Here is a 24,156-nt window from a genome sequence, read left to right on the forward strand (position 1 = left end):
GCGGCCCGGCCTGTTGCCCGCACGCAGCACGCCGGGGCGCTTCCTAGCTCATATCTAGCCTTCACATTCCCGGCAGTACTGGTGGCCGTCGTGTTCCCTGGCCATTTGGGAGCGATGACGGACCAGGAAGCAGGAATGGCACGTAAACTCATCCGCGGCCTGCGGGACGACATTGATGATAAGTTCCTGAGCGACGATTTCGCCGCCGGGAACGCCGAGCACGTCAGCATCATCGGGTGCGTCGAGTTCCCGCACCACGCTCAGGGCATCAGGGGCGTTGGCGGACCTTAAGGCCTCCAAGGACTTATCCTGCGTTTCCTTCACGTCGGAACGCAGTGCATCGTAATCAGCAGACATGATCTGTTCCTCGTTCTCTTGTGATCGCGCGAGTGCGATGAACCCGCGGTGGCCCTTGTTCCCCGAATTTACAGGTCAGCTTGATGATCATCTCTTCACTAAGGCAGGCGTCGCAGCGCTTCTCCTTTAGCGTGCCGGGGCTGAACCGTCGCCAATTGTTGGTTGTCGTGCAGGTAGTGCGGGAATGGATATCCCAGGAGGCCGGGATTTGTTTGCATTTTGCCATCGTCCTTTCAGGTTTATGGTGCCCTCCAGTGCCGGTCTTGAAGGCCGTAGCCGTTGAGGAACCAATGCGCTCCGGCAATCATCAGCAGGAAACCGGCGACGCCGACAACGATGATCTCTGTCGCAACGCCCACGATGACGAGCGCGAATCCGGCTAACAGCATCAGAACCCCACGAACCATCGTGGCCCTGTGGTGCTTTCCGGGCGCGCCGGCCTGCAGCCTCTGGTACAGATCCGGATCGCTGAACGCCAGCTCCTGTTCAAGCTTTTCAAGGCGTCTGCGCTCTTCTTCCGACAATGCCATTTGAAGCACCTCTTCAACTTTTCAATTCAGGCGTGGCTTTTGACCCGCAGGTCGGGCACTTCCTCCGCCGGGCGAGAGGCTTCGACAACCCAACGCAGCACACTGTCCGGCACACAGCCTCTCCTGCGGTCGCCTCTGGCACTGCCAAGCCGGTACCCGACGCCCGCTTCAACGGGGATGGTAGGGGTATGCGGGGTAGGAGTTTCCCGGGCTCCAGTAGGGCGAAAAGCCGTAATGGCGGTACACCCCCTCGTAGTACGATCCGGCTTCTGCGAGGTCCGGGTCGTAGTCCGGGGCGCCGACAACCTCGTCCCGGGTAGGGCCGATGAGAACTTCTGCATCACTTTCATTGATGCTCCTCACGGCATCGACCGGGAGGAACGTCTTGTCCTTGCCGATCCCCAGGAATCCTCCGGAAGCAACGATCAGGAACCGGACCTTTTCCTCCGCTGCATCAACCAGTGATTGTTCTTCCTTTCAAACATCGCCGGCAGCCGGACTCAACTCACCGGTCACCGGCAGGTATGCTTCCGGCCGGCGGGCCCTGAGGCCGATCAACCAGTGATGGGCAACGGGGTTTCCAGCCCTGGCTACCTTCCTGGTCTTGGCCGCGGATCACCCCATGGGGTGAAACTCAGGGTCGGTAGTCCGCCCGTTGATCGAAGCTGAACCCGCACGCACACCGGTAAGTGAGCAGGCTGGCTCCGTTATTTGCTGCGGTCGGTTCCCCCGGAAGGGCCGGGTCGGTGCCGACCAGCTGCATCTCCTGGCCGCAGTGGATGTGTGAGGTGAGCATCCGGCGCAGTTGCGGATCCTCCAAGGGCAACCCGCGTGCGGTGCCCCTTAGCAGTTCCCTCTGGCGCGCACGACGAGCTACCCGGGACACCTGTGGATGTGTCATTTTGACTGCCTCCCTCCTCAGCCCAGTGAGGAGAGCAGTTCGGCGCAGGCGCGTTCACACCGCCGGCAGGCTTCGGCGCACAACTCACAGTGCCGGTGCATCGAGGCATGCTGACCGCACTCATCGGCACACGCCCGGCAAGCGGTACGGCACGCTTCGAGAACTGACCGGGTGATACCGGCGTCATCGTCCCTATCGCGGGAAAGGATCTTCCCGGTCGCGGCGCAGATGTCGACGCAGTCAAGATTGGTGCGGATGCACTTGGTGAGCTCAGATACCCCATCTTCATTCAGGCACGCGTCAGCGCACGCAGTGCAGGTTTGTGCGCATTCAAAGCATGCCTGGATGCATTCAGCGAGCTTGGTCCTGTCGATGCTTCCGTAGTCCTTGGGGTGGGCGTGCAGCATGGACTGTACATGTGTCATTGGTTTCTCTTTCCAGGTCTAAACGGCAGGGTCAATAACGTGAAACGCGGCGAACCGTGTCTACGTCCTGCTGATGGAAAGCCTGATCACTGTCAGCGCCGGCAAGTCCGGTTCCGGAGGCACGGCACCGGAAATTACCCGGTCTCCGTGCTGCTGACTCGTCACGGACGGCGGGTCCACAGCGCCGGTCCGGATCGGGGCCGGTTCACTGCGGGGGGCCTGGCGCCGTTCGCAGCTCAGGCTACTGCGCTCAACCGAGGTAAAGCCGGCCGCGACAATGGCACTGCGCAAGCGGCCGTGCGGAAAATCGCTGTTCAGGACGTTGGGCCCAAGATGTACCAGAAGTTGAGTGTGTGAATCCATTTTTTTGGCCCCGGAATGTTGGTCATACTCGGCTCCAATGAAGTGTGCTTGCCCGGGGTCCTCCGTCAGTCAGGGGTGATGTGGGGACCGATAGACTGGCTGGAGGTGAGCCGGGAAGTCTGGTCGGCACGTGATTTGTCGACCCATTGTTTAGGACACCTTTCATGAATGAAAATCCGTCTGTTCCTCCGCGTTCCTCCGTTTTGGAACGGGGAAGCTACGGCGAAGTGCTGCGGGTCGGCGAGATCCTGCGGAAGGAGACCGTTGGCGGCATTCTGCTGGTTGGGGCAGCGGTCATTGCCCTGATTTGGGCGAACTCCCCCGTTTCTGATAGTTACTTCGCGTTGCGCGACTTCCGTATCGGGTATGAGCCGTGGCATCTCGAGCTCAGCTTGGGGGCGTGGGCTGCTGACGGGTTGCTGGCGATCTTCTTCTTCCTCGTGGGGCTGGAACTTAAACGTGAGTTCGTGGCCGGGGATCTCCGCGAATTCAGCAGGTCCGTGGTGCCTATTGCGGCGGCGGTCGGAGGTGTGGTGGTCCCGGCTGTTACTTATGCGCTGATCAATTCCACCAGTCCTGAGACGCTGCGGGGATGGGCTATCCCTACGGCCACGGATATCGCTTTTGCCGTGGCTGTGTTGGCTATTATCGGTTCGCACCTGCCCAGTGCGCTGCGGATCTTCCTGCTGACGCTGGCCGTTGTCGATGACCTGATCGCAATCAGCATCATTGCGGTGTTCTACTCCAGCGACATCCAGGCCGGGCCGCTGCTGCTGGCACTGATCCCGCTGGCGGTTTATACCTTCCTGGCCCAGAAGTACCGCCGTTTCTTCGGCACCAGGCCCGCTGCGGCATGGCTGATCCTTCTTCCCCTGGGCGTGACCACCTGGGCGTTGGTGCATGCCTCCGGTATACATGCCACGGTCGCCGGCGTCCTGCTGGGGTTCGCCGTCCCGGTGATCCGGTCCCGGGCCGGCGGAGGCCCCTCCGCGGGGCCTGGCCTCTCCGAGATTTTCGAGCACCGGTTCCGGCCGATTTCCGCGGGCATCGCCGTGCCGGTCTTTGCGTTCTTTTCCGCCGGTGTCGCCGTGGGCGGCTGGGACGGCCTGGTCTCAGCCCTGACGGACCCCGTGGCCATCGGCATCATCGTGGCCTTGGTACTGGGCAAACCGGCCGGGATCCTGGGCACCACCTGGCTCCTCACAAAGGCCACCAAAGCCTCCCTGGACCGGTCCCTCAAATGGATTGACGTGTTCGGGATGTCCCTTTTGGCCGGGATCGGCTTCACGGTTTCGCTCCTCGTGGCGGAGCTGAGCTTCGGACCGGGTAGCGCCCATGATGACCACTCCAAGGTGGGGATCCTCGCCGCGTCGCTGCTGGCGGCCCTCCTGGCAGCGGCAGTGCTCGGAACCCGGAACCGCCAATACCGTGCCGTAGAAGCGGAAGAGTCCATCGATACTGACCGGGACGGCATCCCTGACGTATACGACAAAGACCGCCGCCCATGACCTGACCCGACCCAAAAACGGAGGGGCCCTTCACCGGCTCTACGGCAGGGGACCCTCCGTTGGGTTTGGGCGGACCACGGATCAGTGGCCGGCGCCGAGTTTCCCGCCAAGTCGTTCGCGCATCAGGGTGCTGGCATCGTTCAGACCGATGATTTTCACGTCCGTGCCGTGGCGGCGGTACTTCTCGGTGATCGCGTCCAAGGCCGCAATAGTGGAGGCGTCCCAGAGGTGCGAGGCGTACATGTCGATCACCACCTGCTCAGGGTCCATCGCGTATTCGAACTGGGTGTAGAGGTCGTTGGAGGAGGCGAAGAACAGCTCCCCGTCCACCACGTAGGTGGCGGTCTCGTGCCCGTCGACGTTTCTCACGGTCCGCTCGACGGTGACGAAGTGCGCCACGCGGCGGGCGAAGAGGACCATCGCGACCAGGACGCCGACGCCGACGCCGATGGCTAGGTTGTGCGTGGCGACCACCACGATGACCGTGGCGATCATGACCAGGGTTTCGCTCTTGGGCATCATTCGCAGGGTGCGGGGGTGGATGCTGTGCCAGTCGAACGTGGCCCAGGAAACGAAGATCATTACCGCGACCAGGGCGGCCATCGGGATCACGGAGACGACGTCCCCGAGCGCCACGACGAGGATGAGCAGGAAGACGCCGGCCAGGAAGGTGGAGATCCGGGTGCGGGCGCCGGATGCTTTGACGTTGATCATGGTCTGGCCGATCATGGCGCAGCCGCCCATGCCGCCGGTGAACCCGGTGACAATGTTTGCCACGCCCTGGCCCCAGGCCTCGCGTGACTTGTGGGAGCGGGTGTCGGTGACGTCGTCCACGAGCTTGGCGGTCATCAGGGATTCGAGCAGGCCTACGAACGCCATGGCGAGGGCGAACGGGAAGATGATCTGGAAGGTTTCCAGGCTGAACGGGACGTTCGGGATGAACAGGGTGGGCAGGGATTCGGGCAGGTCGCCCTTGTCGCCCACGGTGGGGACAGCCACGGAGGCGAGGACCGTGATGAGTGTCAGGACGACGATGGCGATCAGCGGGGCCGGCACTGCCCGGGTCAGCTTCGGCAGTCCGAAGACGATTACAAGCCCCAATGCCACCAACGGATAGACCAGCCACGGTACATTGATCAGTTCGGGGACCTGGGACATGAAAATCAGGATGGCCAGGGCGTTGACGAAGCCCACCATCACCGAGCGCGGGATGAAGCGCATTAGCTTCGCCACCCCGGACAGTCCCAGGATGATCTGGAAGACGCCGGCGAGGATGACGGCGGCGATGAAGTAATCCACGCCGTGGGACTTCACCAGCGGCGCGATGACCAGGGCGATCGCACCGGTGGCAGCCGAGATCATGGCCGGACGGCCGCCGACGAAGGCGATCGTCACGGCCATGGTGAAGGAGGCGAACAGGCCGAGCCGCGGGTCGACGCCGGCGATGATCGAGAAGGCGATCGCTTCCGGGATCAGGGCCAGGGCGACGACCAGTCCGGCGAGGATTTCGGTCTTGAGTCGGCGCGGGGACTTGAGTGTTTCCCGGACAGACTGCAGCTGTTCAGGGGTATAGGAGGCGGGGGTATCCCCGGCGGTTTTGACGGCCATCGCTGGCTCCGTTCATGGTCAGGAAGACGCAGGGCATGCGGCTTCTCTTTTCGAAGAATGAAGGGGGCGCAGCTCCGCGCCGGGAAAGCGGGAACTACCCTTGAAGGTCTCACCGCTCACCAAAAACTCTACCCTAACGTGATGGTAGAGTTTGAACCTAAGCAGCACGGAGGCCCCCTGATGACAGCAAAGACGACCATGCACATTGGTGACCTGGCACAACGGACGGGCCTGTCACTGCGGACCATCCGGCACTACGACGACGTCGGGCTCCTCCCGGCCACGGCACGCACTGACGGGGGCTTCCGTGTCTATTCAGAAGACGACTTCGAACGCCTCATGGTCATCAAACAGATGAAACCGCTGGGATTCTCGCTGGAGGAAATGGCCGAAATCCTCAGCATCCTGGCCTCAAGCGAGGCCACGGGCACCCCGGCAGAAGCGGGCGCCAGACTCTCCGGGTTCCTGGAGAAAGCGGTCCATCAACGGGCCAAGATGGCCCGTAACCTGGCCCAGGCAGACGAGTTCATCCAGAGGCTCAACGCACAGCCCTGAGATGCCATTGCCTCCAGCCCACCGATTTCGCGGAACAGTGGCGTCCGCTGGGTGCTGGCGCCGCACCGGACCGTTGCCGAAGGGCGCGACCAGACTGGGACCCCTAAGCTACGACGGCTACCGGCCAGTCGCCGCATCCGGTCCCGGCCGCACCCGTGTGCGGTCCACCGGTGCCATCGAAACCTTTCACAGCCAACGAACACCCGGTTTATGGAAGAGCAGCTCTGGTCGGAGCTGCCGGGCCGCCCTCGCCGTAGGCTTGGACAGTGAGCGAGACTCGAGTGGTCCAAACACGCCTGGGTCCTGTGGAAGTCATGTACAGGTCCGGGGACAAGCCGGCTGTGTTGTTCTTCCCGGGAGGTCATTGCTCTGCGGCCAGCGATTGCGGTTGGAGTCTGTACACGTCAGAAGGGCACGGGATGCTGGCGTTCTCGCGCCCTGGCTATGGGAACACGGACGTGGGACCCCTGAATGCCGCCGAGTTTGTTCCCGCGGTGGCTGAGTGTTGCCAGGAACTGGGCATCGACCAGACCGTAGCGGCCGTTGGGGTCTCCTTCGGTGGCATGCAGGCCCTTCACGCCGCATTGTCCCTACCGGAATTGGTGCCTCGACTGGTCCTGCACAGCTGCGCCCCTTCGACGCTCCCGTACCCGGAGACCCGCCTCGAGTCAGTCTTCGGCCCATTGGCTTTCTCTCCGGCCCTGGAGGGCCTCACCTGGGCGATGGTGGCATGTTCCATCAGGTCCGATGCCGGGCTACGTCGGATGGTCGGCGCACTGTCCAAGACACCGGTGGCCGAGTGGTGGGACACCTGGTCCGTGGAGGACAAGGGTCGGGCGCGGGCGCTGTTCCGGACGATGCGCTCCGGGACCGGGTTCGTGAATGACCTCCAGCAGGCCCGGCCGGACCGCGCGGCGTACCGCCGGCTGGTCCAAACCCGGACCACCTGTCCGACGTTGGTGACCGCCTCGCGCCGGGATGCCGGTGTTGCTTTCGCCCACGCGCAGGATTATGCGGACACTATCCCCGGGGCCGTGCTCGTCGAACTGTCAGCGCCCAGCCATCTGTTCTGGCTCGGACCGGCCCGGGAAGAAGCCCAGGCAGCCGTCACCGACTTCATGGCATCCAGGTGCCTGACCAACTCCTTGCCCATGCACAGCCCATTAGGCAGTCAAGTCACGCCGTCGAAGGGAATAGGCGGCCAGGCCTGCCAGGGCGGCCGCAATGGCCGCCAGTGCCAGCGCCCCGCCGGGGTCGAAAGGTTCCACGGGCATGGCCGGGGAGTGCCGGAACGGACTCACGTCCTGCAGCCACACCGGCAGGCCGAAGAGCTCCCCGAATTCGCCCAGTACAAGTCCTGTGGCCAGCATTCCCCAACCCAGTAAGACACTGAGGCGCGGTGCGGCGGCGAAGACCACAGCGGCGGCGGCGAGGAAAACGAGGGCGGCCGGGATGTGGGCCATCGCTGCCGGCACCAGAGACATGGCAGGTCCGCTGGACGTGCCGGAGAGTCCCAGTCCGATCGCGGCCGTGACCCCTGCCGTTCCGGAGACACCAACCGCTGAGGCGGCGGCGATCAACAGGTTCGCGCCGAGCCACCGGGCCCGGGTTGCCGGCGCGGCGAGCAGGGCTTCTGCCCTGCCTTCGGTCTCTTCTGCGCGCATCCGCAGCACCGCCTGAATGCCTGCAGCGGCCGCGAACACCCCGGCCACGCCGAGCAGGGCCGTGACGAACACATCAATGAGTCCGGCCTGGCCGCCCGGCACGAGCCGGGAAATGAGTTCCTTCAACGGCGCCACACTGGACACCGTTTCGGAAACCAAGGGGCCGAGAGCGCCAGCCACCGCGCCCAGGACCGCGGCCCCGACGCACCATCCGGCCAGGGTGGAACGCTGCAGGCGCCAGGCCAAACCCACGAACGATGTGCCCCCGGCCCCGGCCCGTTCCCTGCCGTCACGCTGGGGCAGCAGGCTGGCGCCCACATCCCGCCGTCGCCGGATCAGCACTGCAGCGGCTGCCAGGACCAGCGCAGCAGCGAGAAGGACCAGTAGCGCGGACAGGTCCGGACTGGTGAACGGCCGTACCCGCTGGCCCCAGCCGATGGGCGACAGGAGCGAGGGCCAAGCACTGCCCACGTGCAGCAGGTCCGCCGCCGGTGCCCCCAGCGCGTCCCCGACACCCCGGAGCAGATACGCGGCCCCGACCAGGCCGGCAGCAGCACCGTTCGCGCTCCTTCCCGAGGGCAGGACCTGGGCGACGGCCGCGGCCAAGCCGACAAAGAAGACACCGACGGCACCGACAGCGGCACCGGCCCCCACTGCGCCGGGAACCGGAAGCCCGGCGGCGACGAAACCGGCGGCGAGAAACATGGCCAGGAGCATGTTCGCGGCCGCGCCCAGCAGAAGCGTCGCTGCCAGGGACGCTGCCCGCGGGAGCGGGACCGAGCCGAGGAGTTCGGCCCGGCCAAGCTCTTCGTCGGTGCGGGTGTGCCGTACCACCAGGAAAGTGCTCATCAGTCCGGCCAGGACGGCAGTGAACGCAAAGCCCTGGAAGAACACGACCGCCCCGACACCGGTGCCGTCGGGCAGTCCGCGGAGGAAAAGAAACGCCGGGTTCGATGCGGCCAGGGTCAGGATCGCTGCCTGCGAGGGCTCGTCACCGAATTGCGTGACAACGGCGCTGGAGGTCGCAAAGCCGAGTAGGGCGATGCCCAGGATCCAGACCGGCAGCGTCACCCGGTCCCTGCGGGCCTGGAACAAAAACAGCCGCAGCACGCCGGACATCACCGCGCCTCGCTTTCGGTGCGGTCACTGTAGTGGCGCAGGAACAAGGACTCCAGCGAAGGCGGTGCGACGCTGAGTCCGCTGATCCCCGGCTCGGCGATGCCGGCCAGGACAGCACCGAGATCCGCGGCATCGGCGTCAAACTCGGCAACGGCGCCGTCAATGCTGATCTCGTGCATACCGGGCAGCGCCGCCAGGCGCGCCGGCTCGGACAGTCCGATGACCCGGAAATGCGTGCGTTTCAGGTGCCGGAGTTCACCCAGGGTCCCGGTCTCGACCGCGGTACCGGACCGGATGATGGTGATCCGGTCACAGAGCTGTTCGACTTCGCTAAGAATGTGGCTGGAAAGCAGGACGGTCGCCCCGCCCCTGCTGACACGTTCAATGTGGCGGCGGAACACGGCATCCATCACCGGGTCCAGGCCGGCGCTGGGCTCATCCAGCAAGTACAACCGGGCAGGGCGGGCGAACGCGGCGATCAGGGCGACCTTCTGCCGGTTGCCTTTCGAGTAGGTCCGGGCCTTCTTCCGCGGGTCGAACTCAAACTCCTCGATGAGCTCCCGGCGCAGATTCCCGTCGGCGCCGCCGCGCAGGCCGGTGAGCAGATCGATGACTTCCCCGCCGGAAAGGTTCGGCCACAGACTCACATCCCCCGGGACGTAGGCAATGTCCCGGTGCGTGGCGACAGGATCAGCCCAGGGATCCAGACCGAACACCCGTGCCGTGCCGGCGGTGGGGCGGATCAGGCCCAGAAGAACCCTCAGGGTGGTGGATTTCCCCGCACCGTTGGGGCCAAGAAAACCGTGGATTTCACCGGCGGCGACGCTCAGATTCAGGCCGTCCAAGGCCCGCGTCCTGCCGAAATTCTTAACAAGACCCAGGGTCTCGATGACAGGTTGTGTTGCTGCACTCATGAGCCGGCCGCTCCTCAGGTCATCACGCGAACACCCGAGGCGGTCGCCGAGGGCGTTCCGCAGGCATTGCCCACGGGCCGACCAGGCTTCCCGGCTCTCCGATCCACAGCATACAAGCACCCGAACCGACGAGGAAGACCTTCACACCCCCTCCGGCCCGGAGGTGTGCGCAACACGCGGGCCGCACCCCGACAGGGTCCAGTGCCCGCCGAAACCGGAGGTGTTAAGGATTCGTAAAGACTGCCCCTTAGCCGGCGGTGCGCCGGATTTCCGGTGTTACGCTCCGTGATGTTCTCGGCAGTCCGTCCGGGTCCCGGACCAGGGCGCGCAGCGCTGTCCGACGAGCGGAAAGGACCATCCGATGCCGGCACCTGAAAGGCTAGCGCCCGGGCGCGGCCTCGCCGGAGCGCTGCGTTCCCGGACGGCCTTACTGCTGGCATTCTCTTTTGCCGTGATGGCCGACCCCGTGTCTTCAGTCGCGTACGCCATTGAAGCAGCCCTCCGGGCGCTGAACGGCGACCTGGGCCTGCTCGTACCCACAATGGGTCTCGTCGTTGCCATCATCGCCTTGGTGATCCTCAATTACCGGCAGCTGGTCATCCGCTACCCGCAGGGCGGCGGAGCCTCGGCAGCAGTCGGTGAAGCCTTCGGAGACCGCTGGTCCTTCATCCCGATCGGCGCCCTGGTGGTCGATTTCGTCCTCACGATCGCCATCAGCGTCTCGGCCGGGGCATCAGCGGCAATCGCCTACTTTCCCGCCCTGGCCCCCTGGCGGCTGCTGCTCGCACTGGCGCTCGTCATCCTCGTCGGCGCCGGCACATGGTTCGGGCATCTGGGGCGCCTGGTGTTCGCCGCGATGACCGTGGGATTCATCATTGTCTCCGTCCTCGTCCTGCTCTACGGCCTGGGCGCCACCCCGCAACCGGTCGGGACCATCACCGACACTCCCGGGCACCCCCCGGTCATCGCCGTGGTCCTGGCCTTCCCTGTGGCGATGGCCTTGGCCACGGGTGTGGAAGCCCCGTCGTCGGCGATCGCCCAGCTGGGCCAGCTCGATGACGCCGGCCGAAGCCGCTTCGGCAGGGTCACGCTGTGGCTGACCCTCGCTATCGTTGGAACGATCACCCTGAGCCTGACCCTGGAAGCCGCGCACCTGCAGGTCGGTATCCCGCCCGAGGACAGCACCCAGATCGCTGAACTGGCCCGGCTTGCAGCTCCCGGTCCGGTCTTTGCCGCCTTCCAGCTCGTGACCGCACTGCTGCTGCTCTCCGCAGCCAGCTCCTCGTTCCAGGCGGGCCCCGGTCTGCTCAAAGCCCTCGCCCGCCACACCAACAATCAGGGCGATACCGTCGGAATCCTTCCTCCCGCGCTGGGACGCACAAACACCCACCACACGCCCTACTGGGGGGTGGTGCTGTTCATCGCCCTGGCCTGCGCTGTCACCGCCGCGGCCGGCGGCGTCGACCAGGAACTCGTGCTTTTTTACGCCGTGTCGGTTTTCCTGAGCTTCCTGGCCGGCCTGCTTTCCATGGCCTTTTTCTCCCACCGTGACCGTCGCCGCGGCTACCTCATCATGAATATTGCGGGTGCCGCGGTAGTGGCGTTCACCCTGGTCGCCAACCTCTCCCGGGGCCTGCCGGTCATCAGCCTGGCCGCGGCCCTGATCATCGCGGCCGTCCTGTACGGGGCATGGGTCAGGGCCGGGCGGCCACGGGGTATCCGCAACGTCGCGGCAGAGGCCGAGGAGATCTCCGAGTGAGGGCCGGAAGAGAAGAGGGTCTGAAAATCCGCAATGCCGCCGCCTGGAAAGGTGGCCCGCAAAGGCAGCCCCGGGTCAGAGTCCAAGGCGACAGTGTCGGGCGCGCGCTGCTGCATCCCGTCCGTTCGGTGCCCCTGGCGTTCCTCGCCGTGATCCTGCTGGGCGCCGGACTCCTGATGCTGCCCGCCGCGCGGACGGCAGCAGAGGCAGACCCTGTACTTCCTGCACTGTTCACAGCCGTCTCGGCTGTCTGCGTCACAGGCCTGATCACCGTCGACACCCCAACGTTCTGGACGCCTTTTGGACACGCCGTGATTCTTGGGCTGATTCAAGTCGGCGGGTTCGGCATCATGACCTTGGCGACCTTGCTGGCGCTGCTCGTGCGCAAAAGCATCGGGCTCCGGGGCCAGCTGGTCGCGCAGTCCGAAACGCACACCCTGAACTTCGGAGATGTCCGTTCCGTCCTTTTCCGGGTCGCCCGGATCATGATTGTTTTCGAAGCCGTCACTGCCGCCGTTCTCACGGTCCGCTTCTGGTTTGCCTATGACGACAATCCGGGCACAGCCCTCTGGCACGGGACCTTTCACGCTGTTTCTGCGTTCAACAACGCCGGGTTCGCGCTCTACAGCGACAGCCTGATCAGTTTCGCGGACGACCCCTGGATCATCATCCCGGTCTGCCTGGCGGTGATCGCCGGTGGGCTCGGGTTCCCCGTGCTCATCGCCCTGCTGAAGGGCGGGGTCAGGATGAAAGACTGGACGATTCACCTTCGTTTGACCGTCTTCGGCACCCTGCTGCTCCTCGCCGCCGGGTTTGTGCTCTTCGGCGCCTTTGAATGGAACCGGGACGAGACCCTCGGACCGATGTCGGCGGGCGGGAAACTCCTGGCAACCCTGGCCGGGAGTGTCTTCCCGCGCACGGCAGGGTTCAACAGCATCGATTACGCCGCCGCGTCCCCTGAGACCCTTATGATCACCAATATCCTGATGTTCATCGGCGGTGGCAGCGCCGGCACGGCCGGCGGCATCAAGATCACCACGTTCCTGGTCCTGGGGTTCGCGATCTGGAACGAGATCCGGGGCCGCGACCAGGTCACCATCGCACACCGCTCCATCAGCTCCTCCGCCCAGCGACAGGCTCTCTCGGTCGCGCTCCTGGGAGTCGCCGCCGTGGTCAGCGGCACACTGTTGCTCCTGATGTTCACGGACTACAGCCTTGAAAAAGTCCTCTTCGAATCAATTTCGGCGTTCGCTACCGTGGGCGTCAGCACTGGAATCACCTACGACCTGCCCGCCAACGCCCAATGGGTGCTCATGGCTCTCATGTTCACAGGCCGCATCGGCACCATCACCGTGGCCTCATCCCTCGCCCTGTCCTCCCGCCCGCGGCTCTACCAACTCCCGGAAGAACGACCCATCATCGGCTAGCCCCGTGCCCACGACGGCGGCAGACGCACCCTGAAGGCCCTCGCGGGAGTCCGGACACAAGAGGGGGCTCTATGTACTTGCCCCGACGGGTTGGGTGCGTCGGTAGTGGATGCCGATTGCGATGAGCCAGCCGTAGGCGGCGAGGAGCGATAGTTGCTCAAGGATCCCCGCCGGTGCCGGCCGCCAGATCCCGAGTGAGTCCAGGCGGTAAGCGATCCCGGCCGCAACCGAGAAGACAATGATGAGGGTGCCGGTGACGGTCGAGAAGGTCGCCAGCACCCGTGCACCCGGACGGAACCGTCTTGCGAGGATGAATGCCGCTGCGGCGAGGCCGCCGAAGACGAGGGTTCCGGCGCCCTGGTGGATTCGCCCGGCAAGCGTTGGGACGGGCAGCTCCCCCGGCGGGTAACCCAGCGCAGGATCTGTGGGCACGAGGCCGCTGATGATGAAGCCGACAGCGGCCATGGCCATCACGATCGGCCCCCACGTCGCCCCAGGGCCGGGTCGCAGCACGTGGCGAAGTCCGAGGGCGAAGCCTCCGAGGAGAACGCCGCCGAGAACGAACGCGACTGTGAACACCCACGCCCCGTCGCCGGTTCCAAGTTGGCTCACACCATTGCGCCACACGCTGTACCCCCGGCGGGTGGCTCCGACAACTCCGATAACGACGGGCAACATCACTCCTGCGATGATGCCGCCCCCGAGCAGCCACCGCGTGGTTGCAATCCGGGCGTACATGGTGGTCTCCCTTTCGACGAGGATTCATCCCGGTTTATGAAATGGCTACCTGCGCGCATATTTGCCCCCGTGCAACGCCCCTATGGCACCGCGATGCGCTCCAGCGCGGTGACCGCTGCGGATACTCCGTCCTCGGCACATACACGGTGGCCCAGCTCCTGGGCCGCACCTGCCATATCCGGATCCGTGGCCGCGGTGGTGATGGCGGAAGCCAGTCCGGCGGCTGTCAGCTGGCGCTGCGGCTGAGGTGCCGGAGCGACACCGCGGTGCTGTGCCAGTCGAGCCCAGAACGGCTGGTCGGCGATGAAAGGCACACCACCTGCGGGCGTCCGGAAGCGAAGGCGGTGCCGGTTGTGCCTGCGCCGCCGTGGTGCACCACGGCAGCCATGCGCGGGAACAACTGTTGGTAGTCCACATCCTCCACAGCAAGAACATCATCACCTGACATGCTGCTGTCCAATCCGCCCCAGCCCGCCCCGATCACCAGGCGTTTCTCTGCCCGGCGTGCCGCTTCCAGAACCAGGGCCGTGCTGCGCTCCGGATCACTGCCGGACATTGAACCGAATCCCACGAACACCGGCGCATCCCCGGCACGAAGGAAGTCCTCGACGCGCGGCGGCAGCGCCTCGTCCGAGGGCGGGAGAAACCAGTAGCCCGTCGTGTGCACTGAGTCCGGCCAGTCCGCTGGCGGGGGCAGCACCGAAGGACTGAACGCGTGCAGCACCGGAGCCCGGCCGTTATCCGGCCGGCGCAGCGGGTCGTGCCGGCCGCGGCGGGGCGGGAGGCCGAGGGTGTCTTCGCGCCACCGGTCAACCACCCGCCCGAATATTGCCGCCGGTGCCTTCATCCCCACGAAGGTGGCGCGATTTGCCCACGCGGGCAGCCACGTCGGCATGCCCACGCCCGGCCAGGGAAACTCCCTGGTCGGCACGTATATCGGGAGTGGCAGAGCAAGCACTGCCGGGATGCCCAGCTTCTCGGCCACGTGCTGCCCGGCGATGATCTGGCCGTTGTGCACCACGACATCCGCACCGGCACCCGCGCCGTGCGAAGCGACGGCCCAGCAGTCGGCCAGCAGTTGAGTAAACATGGCCGGCATGGTCCGTGCCTGCCGTAGCCGGGCACGCGCACCACCCTCGATCACCGCACCCGCATTTGCCGGGTCGTCCATCAACCGCATCGGGCCGTCATCCACGCCCGCGAACGGCACCCCATGACCAGCGGCGAACCCGGCGAACCGTTCCGGCGCGGTCAGCACCACTTCGTGGCCGGCACCGAGTAATCCCCGTGCCAGCGCCACGAACGGCTGGACATCACCGCGCGTCCCCAGCGTCATAATCAATACCTTCATCAGTAGGTCTCCCTTTTGAGATGTGCTCGCGATGATGAAAACGCCGAGAGGATCAGGCGGCGTTCATGAGGGCAAGGGTCCCCCGTTGGCCGGGCGTTCTGGCTGCCGCCCGGTCGCGCCACCATGGGAGAGGCCGCTAAGGAACCAACTGGCTGCTCCGACCATCAGCAGGAAACCGGCGACTCCAATGACCGCAAGCTGTGTGACGATTCCGGCGATGACCAAGGCGAAGCCGGCAAACACGGCCAGCACAGCGTAGACAGTACGGGCGGATGCCCAATTCCGGGACATCCCGGCCTGCAACTGCCGGTCCAGATCCGGGTCGGTTGCCGACAATTCCTGCTCGAGCTTTTCAAGGCGCCTGCGCTCTTCATCGGACAGGGACATGGCGGCGGCTTTCTGCCCTACCGGGTACAACTGTGAACCCGAAGACCGCAGTATCCCAGTGCGTCCGGGAGGGATCGGCCCAACGACCCAACCCGAGCATCCGGACAGGTCCGGCCACCGGACGGATGAACCCCAACAGAATGCTCAATGGCGTGGATTTGCAGGCAGCGTCGGGGCCCGGGAATCCTGCGACTTCACCGGCAGCGACCGTCAGGTAAGGTCTGCACGGTGCACGTGTTTTAGCCAAGTCTTTGACTGGACCGAATGGCTTAACGACGGGGATCTTTGCTGCATTCATGAGCCGGCCGCTCCTCGGGTCATCACGCGAACACCCGAGGCGGTCGCCAGGGCGTTCCGCAGGCATTGCCCACGGGCCGACCAGGCTTCCCGGCTCTCCGATCCACAGCATACAAGCACCCGAACGGCCAAGGAAGACCAGCCCAGCACAAGGCCGCCTAGTCTTGGCTACGACCCACGAACTCCGAAGGCTTGCCCCCACGAAGATTCGAAATACATAGGTAAACCGGGCTTTGTATCGATCACGCTCAACCCGGAAAGGCGGTATGGAGGTAGGCGATGTCACCCGAGACATCCAGGGGGGCGAGGCGGTTCAGTCCGGGTAGGCCGCCTGCTGGATCGTGCCACGCCGGCCAGCTCAGCCACCGCTTGCCGCCGGTTTGTTGAGCTGACCCATGAGTTGGCGGTTCGCCTCCCGGGCGGCACCTAGTTCTTCCTCCTGGTCCTGCAGCCTGGCTTGTAGTTCTTGGATTTCGTCTCGCAGTGCCTGGTTCTGCTCCTCGTGGGCGGCGTGGTTGTGGGGTGCTCCCAGCCCGGTTCGTGAGTAAGCCTGCTCGCCGAGGAGCTCCGACAGTCGCGCTTCCAGGTCTGAGATGTGCTGAGTCTGGCGGCGGACAGTGGCCCGCAGGTTCAGGTTGTCGGCTTCGAGGCTTTGGCGCGTAGTCGTGGTGGCGGTGGCTGCGGCCGATGGCTGGTCGGCGGCCGCGTAAACGTCCGCGCGAAGGTCGAGATGGCGGTGGATAAAGGAGCGGTGCACTTTGGCTCGGGCCGCGACCGAGGAGATGGTGATCGCGATGCCTTCTGTTCGCATAGCGTCGAGTGCCTGGGCAACGCGGGTGCGGCGCGCATTGACGTCGCGTTGTCGGGCGGCGGTCAGCGGGCTGGGACTGGTTTCGGGCGTCATGACTGCCCCTTTTGGAGGCCGATGGCGGGCATGCCCAGCGAGACCTTCTGGCGGGCGCTGCGAATCACGTCGATTGCTTCTTGGATCCGCTGCTGGTCCGCGGGGCTCAGCTGATCGAGGTCGTCCTCGACGCGGCGGATCAACCCGCGCAGCTGGTCGATCTCTTCATCACTGGGCGCCGCCTTGGCCCGTACCCACTCCTGCACATCGGTCGCGGCGAGGATCCGTTCGCGGTCTGCGAGGAGCTGTTGGAGATACGACTTCAGTTCAGGTAGGTAGGAGGCGTCGCTGCGGAAATGGCCGCAGCCGATGCAGCTGTACTTGTAGGGGCAGGCGTGGCCGCCGGCTTTAACGTTTGATGGCTCGGTGCACACCCCGAACGGCACGGCGATCTGGCCCACACGCAGCCGCGCGTGTTCTTCGGCGACGAGCCCGGCGACGTCGGCGAAGACACGGTGGCCCTGACTGTCGAACTGGTGCTGGGCGACTTTGTTTACTGCATGGCGGACCCGTTTTTCGGTCACCCGGTAGTAGCCCATCGTGGTTTCCATCGAGACATGGCCCATGAGGTCGCGCAGCACGTCCGGGGGTGTGCCGTTGTCGGCATGACGCTGGGCGTAGCTGTGCCGGTAGGCATACGGCACCACGACCGCGGCGGGAAAGGGCTGGCCGGCGTCGTCGACGAGCTGGTCGGCGATGGAGTCAACGAAAGCTCTGTGAGCTTTGCTCATGTGCGGGACACCGACGTGGACGGTGCCATAAGGGTTTAGTTGGTTTCGCGGGAACAGCGCCAGCTGGTCCAGCGGCGTGTTGGGGAAGCGCTGGCGGACGTTCTCGCGGTGCTCTCGAATGATGTCGGCGGTTTCGACGCTGATCGGGAGGCGACGGTTCGGTCGGTTGTTTTTGCTGTCCGTATAGATCAACACTTGATGGCCGTCCGCTGTGGTGTCCAGGCAGTCCCAAGGGAGCTGGCATGCTTCCTCGGGGCGGCGGCCGGTGTCGATCAACACTTCGACGATACGGCGCACATCGAGTCCCGCGCGTGCCTCGAGTTCTGCCAGATGTGCATTGATGGTCCGCTGCACGGGCGTGGGAAGATCACGGCCCGGCCCAAGATCCTCTGGGGGCCTGGGGACATCACTATGACGCAGCCGGAAGTCGTCCGGCAGCCCAGCCAAGGGCCGTGCCGGCCGGGTGAGTCCGAAGGCGCGGACATCATCGAGAAAGCGCCGAACCCGGGTGCTGATGACGTAGCGCTTTTTGCTACTGATCTCACCGCGGCGTTCCAGGTATGCCAGACGGTTGGTGAAACGGACGATGTCGGTGCGGTCGAGTTCGCTGAGCACGAGGCCGTGGTCCGGGCGACCGTGCTGCAGGCTCCAGGAGAGATACCGAATGGCCCGGACGGTCTGCTTGGAGGTGGCGGTGGCTTGTCGGCCGCGGTGGAGGGGAAGATCCTCCAGCACCCAATGCTTGGCTGCCTCACGGAGCCACGGCTGGGACAGAACTTTGAAGTTGATCTGCCCCTTGCCGCCGAAGATCGCCAGGTCCCATCGGTCTCGCTGTTGCTCTCGCTCAGGCGAGGTCAGGCTCCGTTGCACGGCGAGAGTCAGTGCCCGGATCAACGCGGCCATGTGCCTGGACTCGCTGCATATTTCGTGGTCAAGGAGATCGAAGATACTGGCCACCTGGAGTTGGCGGGCATGACGTACCAGGGCACGCAACACAATCATGGAGGTCTTGGTGTAGTCATCGGTCCGCCACTGCAGTCCAGCGAGGATTTCCGTGATCACCTGATCGGGCAGTCCCTTGAAGGCCACGATCCGGCCGCTGTCGACGGGCGGTTCCTGCGATCGAGCCCACTCCGCCAGGTCCGGTGGCGGATCTGTCCGGCGGGACCGGCTCCACCGCAGGGCATGCGGATGGCAAAGCCGGTTCGATGCGCCCGCGACGCGGGAACAGGAAGGTACCCGGCATGGTCCGAAAGACGACAACGGCGTTGGCCTGGCGGCCTCCAGCCAATCCTCAACGGTTGATGAGGGATCCTGGATGAAGCGGAAGTCGTGCGCCGAGCACAGGCCTGAGCGCTTGAAGGCTGGACGAGGGCACCCCGAGACGCGGCAGAACCTTTCGCCGCGCACCGGGCGTCCGCTCGTGGTGTTCAGGAATGCCTCGATCGATAGGCTGCTGCAGCGGAATTCACGCCCACAGGCCCGGCATAGATCGTGGCCGGGGGTAGCGACACCGGTGCTGCACTCCTTCCGCGCGCACTGCCGGACGCCGAGCAAAGGATGGTTCCGCGGGGGCGCCAGGATCTGTTCGTCAGCCTTCCAGCCGACTTCGGCCAGAAAGTCGGGCCGCAACGCGGCACTCAGCACATCCAGTTCGCTGTTCGGTGCTACCGCCTCGACTCGGAACCGGCTGCCGCTGCTCAAGTAGCTCACTGTCCGTCTCCCGTCGTTCGTGGTCCGGGGACCCGCTCGACGACGGCACGGAGCCGCTCAGGCGATGGGTGTAGATACACGTCGCTGGATGAGATCCAGGCATGACCGAGGAGCTCTTTGAGCACGTCGGCGGTGCCGCCGTGCTCCGCCACGTTGGTGGCGAAGCTGTGCCGCAGCATGTGCGGATGAACCGGTCTCACCAGGCCGGCACGAGACGACAGCCGGACCAAGACCTCGTTGATGCCGCCTGGCCGCATCGGGGTCCCAACGGGATCGGCAAACAGGTTCACCAGAAGGAAGTCCGACCGCCCGCGCGGGTCGACGCGGTCCCGCTCAACGATGTACTGGTCGTAAGCCTGAACAGTCAGCCAGTCAGCCGGCACGACCCGTTGGCGGCGGGACTTCGCCCATGCACCGTTCGGATTCGTCCTTCGCACGACATGCAGGTGCGTGCCCCGAAAGCCGCAGCCGAGCTGGGAGGCATCAGGCACGAAGTGGACGTCCGACCGGCGCAACCCGGCCAGCTCGCCCCGGCGTAACCCCATCCTCCACATTGCAATGACTATGAACCGGTCACGGGCGTTCCGGGCCGCTCGGATCAGTTCTGCCACGTCCTCCCCCGCAGCGTTCACGATTGGCGAGTCCGGCTCGGACAAACGATGCCGGGCGCTTGCCCGGTGATAACGGGCTCCGCGTGCGGCCTCATTCACCCTATTTGTGTCGAAGGAGTCATAGACCACCCCCAGCACCTCCGGGTCCAGTTGACCCACCGAGGCCGCGTGCCGAAAGAAGCTTCGCACCGCCGCCATGATCGCGTTCACCCGCCGCGGCCCACGCACCACTGCTGTGCGACGAGCGGCCACCTGGTCAGGGCGATAGTGCTGAAGCCAGTAGACGAACCGGCCTAGATAAGGGGCGCTCTCCCGCCACGGCTTACGGATCGATGCGGCCCAGTCAAAGAACAGTGCCAACGACGCCGCATAGGACTGGCTAGTGGACTCCGCACCGTCCCGGCCCATCCGGTGGTGCAGCAGGAAGTCATCCGCTTCCACGACCACGCGATACGCCGGATCGAGCACAGTCCAGTAACGAAAGTCCGAAGGCAACCTCACTGGGAAAGACCTGAAGGTCGTCATGGCACGATCACCCCTGCACCTCATCCCGGAGATGATGCTCATGCCAAGGATGCTAGAACTCGCGACGTTAAGGACGTGCCCGACACACCGATAGCTGCTGTTCCGGACAGATGCCGCAGTACGGAAATGCGACATGCGCGACAGCGCTATTGGGCCCAACAGAACCGGTACTTCCCGGAGCTCGTTGCGGCCACCGCAGCCGCGGTGCCGCCCGGCTGCGTGATCGACGGCGAAGCCGTGATCTGGACCCAAGGCCGGCTGGACTTCTCCGCCCTACAACAACGCCTGAGTGCCGGCCCGAAGACCCTTCCCGGGCTGGTCCGCGAGACACCGGCCAACTACACCGCATTCGACCTACTGGCCGTGGCCGGACATGACGCCCGGGAACTGCCGCTACACCACAGACGCGCGCTCCTGGAAGAACTTGCCAGCGGATGGGAGCCACCGCTATCCCTCTCCCCCACCACGACCGATCCCGACCTGGCCGCCAGGTGGTTAGACGAGCTGCCCCGCACGGGCATCGAGGGGCTGATCATCAAACGCAGCGACCAACCGTACGCCGGAGGGGTCAGGAACTGGATGAAACTGAAGCACCGAGAGACCGTGGAGGTCGTGTGCGGGGCGGTCATCGGGCCGATCAACCAACCCTCAGAGATCGTGGCCGGGCTGATCCTGGACGGTGAGCTGCGGATCGTCGGCAGATCCACACCGCTTAAGACAGCGGCCTGCCGCGAGCTGGCCCGGTGGCTGCAACCGCCCCGCAGCGCCCATCCATGGCCCAAAACCGTGAAAGGTACGACACTGGACCGGTTCAACAGGGACAAAGAACCAGTGACGCTGACACTGGTCGAACCCGTGGTCGTGGAAGTCTCCGCCGACACAGCCTGGTCAGGCCGGTCCTTCCGACACCCACTGCGCCTCGTCCGGGCAAGGCCCGAGCTCTCTCCCGCGGATATCAGCCTGCCCGATATGCTCGGGCCGGCCGATCACTAAAACGGTGCCCTAGTTTTTGTCAGGGGTCCCTGACACACTGACTGTCAGGATCACCTGACAGAAGGGTGCAGGCTATGGGCTGGATATCAAGCGACAACGAACACGAGGGCTATGCAGCCTGTGTGGCACCGGACGGAAGACTGTCCGGTTCGACAACCGCCGGAGGCATGCTCTTCAAAGGCCTTACCGGACACTACCCACCGGACACGACGATGACCGACTACGAAGTCATCCCGGACAGCGAGATCATCGGCTGGCGCGGAGCCTGTGAATGCGGCTGGCGAGGCGAACTGTGGCAGCGGGTCACGTCGCCGGCGGCCGCCGACTTCAGCCGCCGGCGGGACTACGTTTCACCCGAAGAATTCGCCAACGCTTCCGGCCAGGTCGAAGACGCCATCCACGACGAGTGGAAAGCACACATCGCCCCATCAGAAGCCATCCTCGGTGTGGAAGCAGCCGCGCGAGAATATCATCAGGCCGGCCACCGGCTCGACAAAACCGTCGCCGCCGCCAAAGCCGCCGGAGCATCCTGGGCCGACATTGGCCGCGCTGTCGGCATCAGCCGGCAGTCCGCACACGAACGGTGGGCAGACAAGTAGTGAACCTCATCCCGAAGCAGCGACCGGTTACAGTGATAGTCCGCCGTGCCCGAATCGTAGGAGCCCTACCGTGCAGCCGCTGACGAGTATCAATTTCGACCAGCTCATCAGCCTTGCCTTTTCGTTGCATTCAACCCCTGGGTCCTATGCCTTCGTGCTTGGCGCCGGCATCTCCATCCCCAGCGGAGTGCCGTCGGCATGGGGAGTGCAGGAAGACCTGCTGATACAGATGGCAGGGGCCGAAGGTGAAACCCCGGATGATCCCTTTGCCTGGTACGAAAGGAAATTTGGCGAACCGCCATCCTATGAAAGCCTGCTGGAGCGACTGGCGCCAACCCAACACGAGCGCCAACAATTGCTGCGAGGATACTTTGAACCCTCCGACCTCGAACGTGAGCTTGAACAGAAGAAGCCAACCGCCGCACACAGAGCTATCGCCCGCTTGGTGGCCACCGGCTCTGTACGGGTAATCCTCACATTGAATTTTGATCGGTTGATGGAAACTGCGCTCAAGGACCTGGGCATCGAACCGGTTGTGGTCAGTCATCCGGCCGACGTTCATGGGTTGGCTCCCGTTCACACAATGCAAGCTTTGGTTGTGCACCTACATGGTGACTACCTGAACCCCACCGCGATGCTCAACACACAGTCAGAACTCGCTGTGTATCCCGAACACGTCGATTCGTTCCTGGACAGGATCATGTTCGATTACGGTCTGGTCATGGTGGGCTGGTCCGCAACGTACGATCCCGCCCTTCGTGGAGCAATATCAAGGAGTGCACGTCGCGTCTATACGCCCTACTGGATCGAACCAGGATCACTAAGCCCTATTGCGGAGAATCTTCGTTCCCAAATTGCAGCGGTCAAAATCACCTCAAACGGAGACACCGCGATCGGCCGACTGGCTGATGCCGTTGATGCCCTTAGCGATAGGGAATCCAGGCACCCCCTGGTTCCAGCCGTCGCCGTCGGAACGGCCAAACGCTATTTGGCCGGAAGAACGACATCCATCCGACTCCACGACCTCCTACAACTAGAATTCGACAACCTGCACCAGCAGAAAGACCTGGTTCTGAGCCGCACCGGAACGGAGTCCCCTGACGGCGGATACGCGCGGATGCTGGCCCAAGTAGAAGAAGCCACCCTAGTTCCAACGGCGCTCATCGCCACGGCCGCGTACTGGGGAACTGACGAATCCGATCAATGGTGGATAGGGGAAATCGCCCGCTTCACGGCCGAGATAAGCGCTCCTGGACTACGTCATGTAGGAGAGCTCCCACTCATTTCCGCGTTGCAGATGTTCTATGCGGCCGGCATCGCCGCAACGGCTTCCGGCAGAATGGACCTCGTCCACAGACTCCTGAACTTGCACGCAGAGGACCCGGCCAGAAGGCGCCTTCCCCTGTCACAACTGCTGTCACCCGACGTGGTGTTTCGCGAAGACGCATCTCCCGGCCGTCACCTTTACAAGCTGTTGTCTCCGCTTTTCGTTCAACACCTGACCGTGGGCACCAAAAACTTCGAAGAGTCATGGGACACCTTCGAGTTCCTCCGTCTCGTGGAATCAACCTTTGCGAAACCTTCGTCCGTCCGCCTTGCTGAGGTTGCCCGCGAGACGGCTAGTCACCTGGATTCAGCCAGGCAGCGCATGGATGCAGCCAACTCCAGCAATGACGTGGATGAACACGACGCCGCCGAGAAGTCGCTACGTCTTGCCACCCGCCATCACGACATGCAAATCGGCGGGCTCGCGGACAACGTCTCCGTCTGGAGACCCTACGTCAGGGTGCAGAACACGAGCATCGAAGTATTCAGGTCATCCATCGGACAGAAACTACGAGCTCAACTAGACATACAGCGCGCTCCTCACATTCTGGCCCAGGCGGGATTAGCCGGAGGGGAGCCGAACGACCTCAAAGCCCTGGTTGCGGCTGTGGACGTAGCCATTGGCATTATTGGCCGCGACGTCGCCATTGGCAGCCTGCCCGGCGGTGGCGGAGTTGTCCCCGACAACTTTCGGATAGGTGATCTGTAGCTTCATCGCTCCGAGCCCGCCACTTGCCTGAATAACCGGGTCGTGAGTCTCCAGTACATTTCGTCGGGAGATAGTCACATGAGTGCCGACATGGCTGGCAGGGCGGAACCCACGAGGTATAAAGCGCCAATTAGCCGCTGCC

At 64.4% G+C, this 24,156-nt stretch carries 20 protein-coding genes and 1 pseudogene; 9 read left to right on the forward strand and 12 right to left on the reverse strand.

The window, feature by feature from the left end; translation table 11 throughout:
* Window positions 1–54: 54 nt before the first annotated feature.
* Window positions 55–357 carry a DUF4193 domain-containing protein gene (locus ASF98_RS19270; protein ID WP_055805412.1) on the reverse strand — a complete coding sequence of 101 codons (303 nt, stop codon included), beginning with the start codon at window positions 355–357 and terminating at the stop codon, window positions 55–57.
* 239 nt (window positions 358–596) lie between these two features.
* Window positions 597–887, reverse strand: a complete 291-nt coding sequence (locus tag ASF98_RS19275) for a DUF3040 domain-containing protein (RefSeq protein WP_055805625.1) — start codon at window positions 885–887, stop codon at window positions 597–599.
* 234 nt (window positions 888–1,121) lie between these two features.
* On the opposite strand from ASF98_RS19275, the gene ASF98_RS24930 reads away from it, so the two are divergent.
* Entirely contained in the window at window positions 1,122–1,352 is a 231-nt protein-coding gene (locus ASF98_RS24930) for a hypothetical protein (RefSeq protein WP_055805414.1), read from the forward strand.
* A gap of 453 nt (window positions 1,353–1,805) precedes the next feature.
* Here ASF98_RS24930 and ASF98_RS19285 read toward each other — a convergent pair whose 3' ends face one another.
* Complete coding sequence (locus tag ASF98_RS19285; protein WP_055805417.1) at window positions 1,806–2,213, reverse strand: four-helix bundle copper-binding protein; 408 nt, start codon at window positions 2,211–2,213, stop codon at window positions 1,806–1,808.
* Between the two features lie 527 nt (window positions 2,214–2,740).
* Here ASF98_RS19285 and nhaA point away from each other — a divergent pair.
* Complete coding sequence (gene nhaA, locus ASF98_RS19295) at window positions 2,741–4,084, forward strand: Na+/H+ antiporter NhaA (RefSeq protein WP_055805423.1); 1,344 nt, start codon at window positions 2,741–2,743, stop codon at window positions 4,082–4,084.
* Window positions 4,085–4,165: 81 nt separating this feature from the next.
* On the opposite strand, the gene ASF98_RS19300 is transcribed toward nhaA, so the two are convergent.
* Window positions 4,166–5,692, reverse strand: coding sequence for a SulP family inorganic anion transporter (locus ASF98_RS19300; protein ID WP_055805426.1), 1,527 nt, complete (start codon window positions 5,690–5,692; stop codon window positions 4,166–4,168).
* A gap of 180 nt (window positions 5,693–5,872) precedes the next feature.
* Here ASF98_RS19300 and ASF98_RS19305 point away from each other — a divergent pair, with 180 nt between their 5' ends.
* Both ASF98_RS19305 and ASF98_RS25215 read left to right on the forward strand, forming a co-directional pair.
* Window positions 5,873–6,247, forward strand: a complete 375-nt coding sequence (locus ASF98_RS19305) for a MerR family transcriptional regulator (protein WP_055805429.1) — start codon at window positions 5,873–5,875, stop codon at window positions 6,245–6,247.
* Between the two features lie 314 nt (window positions 6,248–6,561).
* Window positions 6,562–7,275, forward strand: a pseudogene (locus ASF98_RS25215) (alpha/beta fold hydrolase); the annotation flags it as partial.
* A 135-nt stretch (window positions 7,276–7,410) separates the two neighbouring features.
* On the opposite strand, the gene ASF98_RS19310 reads toward ASF98_RS25215, so the two are convergent.
* The gene (locus ASF98_RS19310; protein ID WP_055805432.1) at window positions 7,411–9,030 is read right to left on the reverse strand and encodes an ABC transporter permease; all 1,620 of its coding nucleotides are present in this window, start codon (window positions 9,028–9,030) and stop codon (window positions 7,411–7,413) included.
* Entirely contained in the window at window positions 9,030–9,944 is a 915-nt protein-coding gene (locus ASF98_RS19315) for an ABC transporter ATP-binding protein (RefSeq protein WP_055805434.1), read from the reverse strand. The genes ASF98_RS19310 and ASF98_RS19315 overlap by 1 nt, the downstream gene beginning before the upstream one ends.
* Before the next feature lie 361 nt (window positions 9,945–10,305).
* On the opposite strand from ASF98_RS19315, the gene ASF98_RS19320 reads away from it, so the two are divergent.
* Together ASF98_RS19320 and ASF98_RS19325 are read left to right on the forward strand one after the other, a co-directional pair.
* Window positions 10,306–11,703 (forward strand): APC family permease, encoded by a 1,398-nt coding sequence (locus tag ASF98_RS19320; protein WP_200939406.1) that lies wholly within the window; start codon window positions 10,306–10,308, stop codon window positions 11,701–11,703.
* Window positions 11,700–13,130 (forward strand): TrkH family potassium uptake protein, encoded by a 1,431-nt coding sequence (locus ASF98_RS19325; RefSeq protein ID WP_326950728.1) that lies wholly within the window; start codon window positions 11,700–11,702, stop codon window positions 13,128–13,130. Before ASF98_RS19320 ends, ASF98_RS19325 begins: the two co-directional genes overlap by 4 nt.
* A gap of 69 nt (window positions 13,131–13,199) precedes the next feature.
* On the opposite strand, the gene ASF98_RS19330 is transcribed toward ASF98_RS19325, so the two are convergent.
* From ASF98_RS19330 to ASF98_RS19355, 6 genes are all read right to left on the reverse strand, one after another.
* Window positions 13,200–13,868, reverse strand: a complete 669-nt coding sequence (locus ASF98_RS19330; RefSeq protein ID WP_055805437.1) for a DUF998 domain-containing protein — start codon at window positions 13,866–13,868, stop codon at window positions 13,200–13,202.
* A 226-nt stretch (window positions 13,869–14,094) separates the two neighbouring features.
* Entirely contained in the window at window positions 14,095–15,219 is a 1,125-nt protein-coding gene (locus ASF98_RS19335; protein WP_200939407.1) for a glycosyltransferase, read from the reverse strand.
* A gap of 63 nt (window positions 15,220–15,282) precedes the next feature.
* On the reverse strand, window positions 15,283–15,606 hold the full coding sequence (locus tag ASF98_RS19340; RefSeq protein ID WP_082506955.1) for a DUF3040 domain-containing protein: 324 nt from the start codon (window positions 15,604–15,606) through the stop codon (window positions 15,283–15,285).
* Window positions 15,607–16,261: 655 nt separating this feature from the next.
* Entirely contained in the window at window positions 16,262–16,807 is a 546-nt protein-coding gene (locus ASF98_RS19345; protein ID WP_055805440.1) for a DUF6262 family protein, read from the reverse strand.
* A complete protein-coding gene (locus ASF98_RS24565; RefSeq protein WP_200939408.1) occupies window positions 16,804–18,627 on the reverse strand; it encodes a tyrosine-type recombinase/integrase in 1,824 nt (607 codons plus the stop codon). Before ASF98_RS24565 ends, ASF98_RS19345 begins: the two co-directional genes overlap by 4 nt.
* Window positions 18,628–19,247: 620 nt before the next feature.
* A complete protein-coding gene (locus ASF98_RS19355; RefSeq protein ID WP_200939409.1) occupies window positions 19,248–20,429 on the reverse strand; it encodes a tyrosine-type recombinase/integrase in 1,182 nt (393 codons plus the stop codon).
* A gap of 84 nt (window positions 20,430–20,513) precedes the next feature.
* Between ASF98_RS19355 and ASF98_RS19360 the strand changes: the two genes are divergently transcribed.
* The 3 genes from ASF98_RS19360 (at window position 20,514) to ASF98_RS19370 (ending at window position 24,014) form a co-directional block, all read left to right on the forward strand.
* Complete coding sequence (locus ASF98_RS19360) at window positions 20,514–21,380, forward strand: ATP-dependent DNA ligase (RefSeq protein ID WP_082506956.1); 867 nt, start codon at window positions 20,514–20,516, stop codon at window positions 21,378–21,380.
* A 74-nt stretch (window positions 21,381–21,454) separates the two neighbouring features.
* On the forward strand, window positions 21,455–21,979 hold the full coding sequence (locus ASF98_RS19365; RefSeq protein ID WP_055805443.1) for a hypothetical protein: 525 nt from the start codon (window positions 21,455–21,457) through the stop codon (window positions 21,977–21,979).
* Between the two features lie 70 nt (window positions 21,980–22,049).
* The gene (locus ASF98_RS19370; RefSeq protein ID WP_055805446.1) at window positions 22,050–24,014 is read left to right on the forward strand and encodes an SIR2 family protein; all 1,965 of its coding nucleotides are present in this window, start codon (window positions 22,050–22,052) and stop codon (window positions 24,012–24,014) included.
* Window positions 24,015–24,156 lie beyond the last annotated feature (142 nt).

It is taken from the genome of Arthrobacter sp. Leaf337, from assembly GCF_001423745.1.
In the GTDB taxonomy this organism is placed as follows: Bacteria; Actinomycetota; Actinomycetes; order Actinomycetales; family Micrococcaceae; genus Arthrobacter.

Bases quoted from the DNA above. Each gene is read 5' to 3' on its own strand.
- ASF98_RS19270 (WP_055805412.1), bottom strand. From the start codon at position 357: ATGTCTGCTGATTACGATGCACTGCGTTCCGACGTGAAGGAAACGCAG.
- ASF98_RS19275 (WP_055805625.1), bottom strand. From the start codon at position 887: ATGGCATTGTCGGAAGAAGAGCGCAGACGCCTTGAAAAGCTTGAACAG.
- ASF98_RS24930 (WP_055805414.1), top strand. From the start codon at position 1,122: ATGGCGGTACACCCCCTCGTAGTACGATCCGGCTTCTGCGAGGTCCGG.
- ASF98_RS19285 (WP_055805417.1), bottom strand. From the start codon at position 2,213: ATGACACATGTACAGTCCATGCTGCACGCCCACCCCAAGGACTACGGA.
- nhaA (WP_055805423.1), top strand. From the start codon at position 2,741: ATGAATGAAAATCCGTCTGTTCCTCCGCGTTCCTCCGTTTTGGAACGG.
- ASF98_RS19300 (WP_055805426.1), bottom strand. From the start codon at position 5,692: ATGGCCGTCAAAACCGCCGGGGATACCCCCGCCTCCTATACCCCTGAA.
- ASF98_RS19305 (WP_055805429.1), top strand. From the start codon at position 5,873: ATGACAGCAAAGACGACCATGCACATTGGTGACCTGGCACAACGGACG.
- ASF98_RS19310 (WP_055805432.1), bottom strand. From the start codon at position 9,030: ATGTCCGGCGTGCTGCGGCTGTTTTTGTTCCAGGCCCGCAGGGACCGG.
- ASF98_RS19315 (WP_055805434.1), bottom strand. From the start codon at position 9,944: ATGAGTGCAGCAACACAACCTGTCATCGAGACCCTGGGTCTTGTTAAG.
- ASF98_RS19320 (WP_200939406.1), top strand. From the start codon at position 10,306: ATGCCGGCACCTGAAAGGCTAGCGCCCGGGCGCGGCCTCGCCGGAGCG.
- ASF98_RS19330 (WP_055805437.1), bottom strand. From the start codon at position 13,868: ATGTACGCCCGGATTGCAACCACGCGGTGGCTGCTCGGGGGCGGCATC.
- ASF98_RS19335 (WP_200939407.1), bottom strand. From the start codon at position 15,219: ATGAAGGTATTGATTATGACGCTGGGGACGCGCGGTGATGTCCAGCCG.
- ASF98_RS19340 (WP_082506955.1), bottom strand. From the start codon at position 15,606: ATGTCCCTGTCCGATGAAGAGCGCAGGCGCCTTGAAAAGCTCGAGCAG.
- ASF98_RS19345 (WP_055805440.1), bottom strand. From the start codon at position 16,807: ATGACGCCCGAAACCAGTCCCAGCCCGCTGACCGCCGCCCGACAACGC.
- ASF98_RS19355 (WP_200939409.1), bottom strand. From the start codon at position 20,429: ATGAGCATCATCTCCGGGATGAGGTGCAGGGGTGATCGTGCCATGACG.
- ASF98_RS19360 (WP_082506956.1), top strand. From the start codon at position 20,514: ATGCGACATGCGCGACAGCGCTATTGGGCCCAACAGAACCGGTACTTC.
- ASF98_RS19365 (WP_055805443.1), top strand. From the start codon at position 21,455: ATGGGCTGGATATCAAGCGACAACGAACACGAGGGCTATGCAGCCTGT.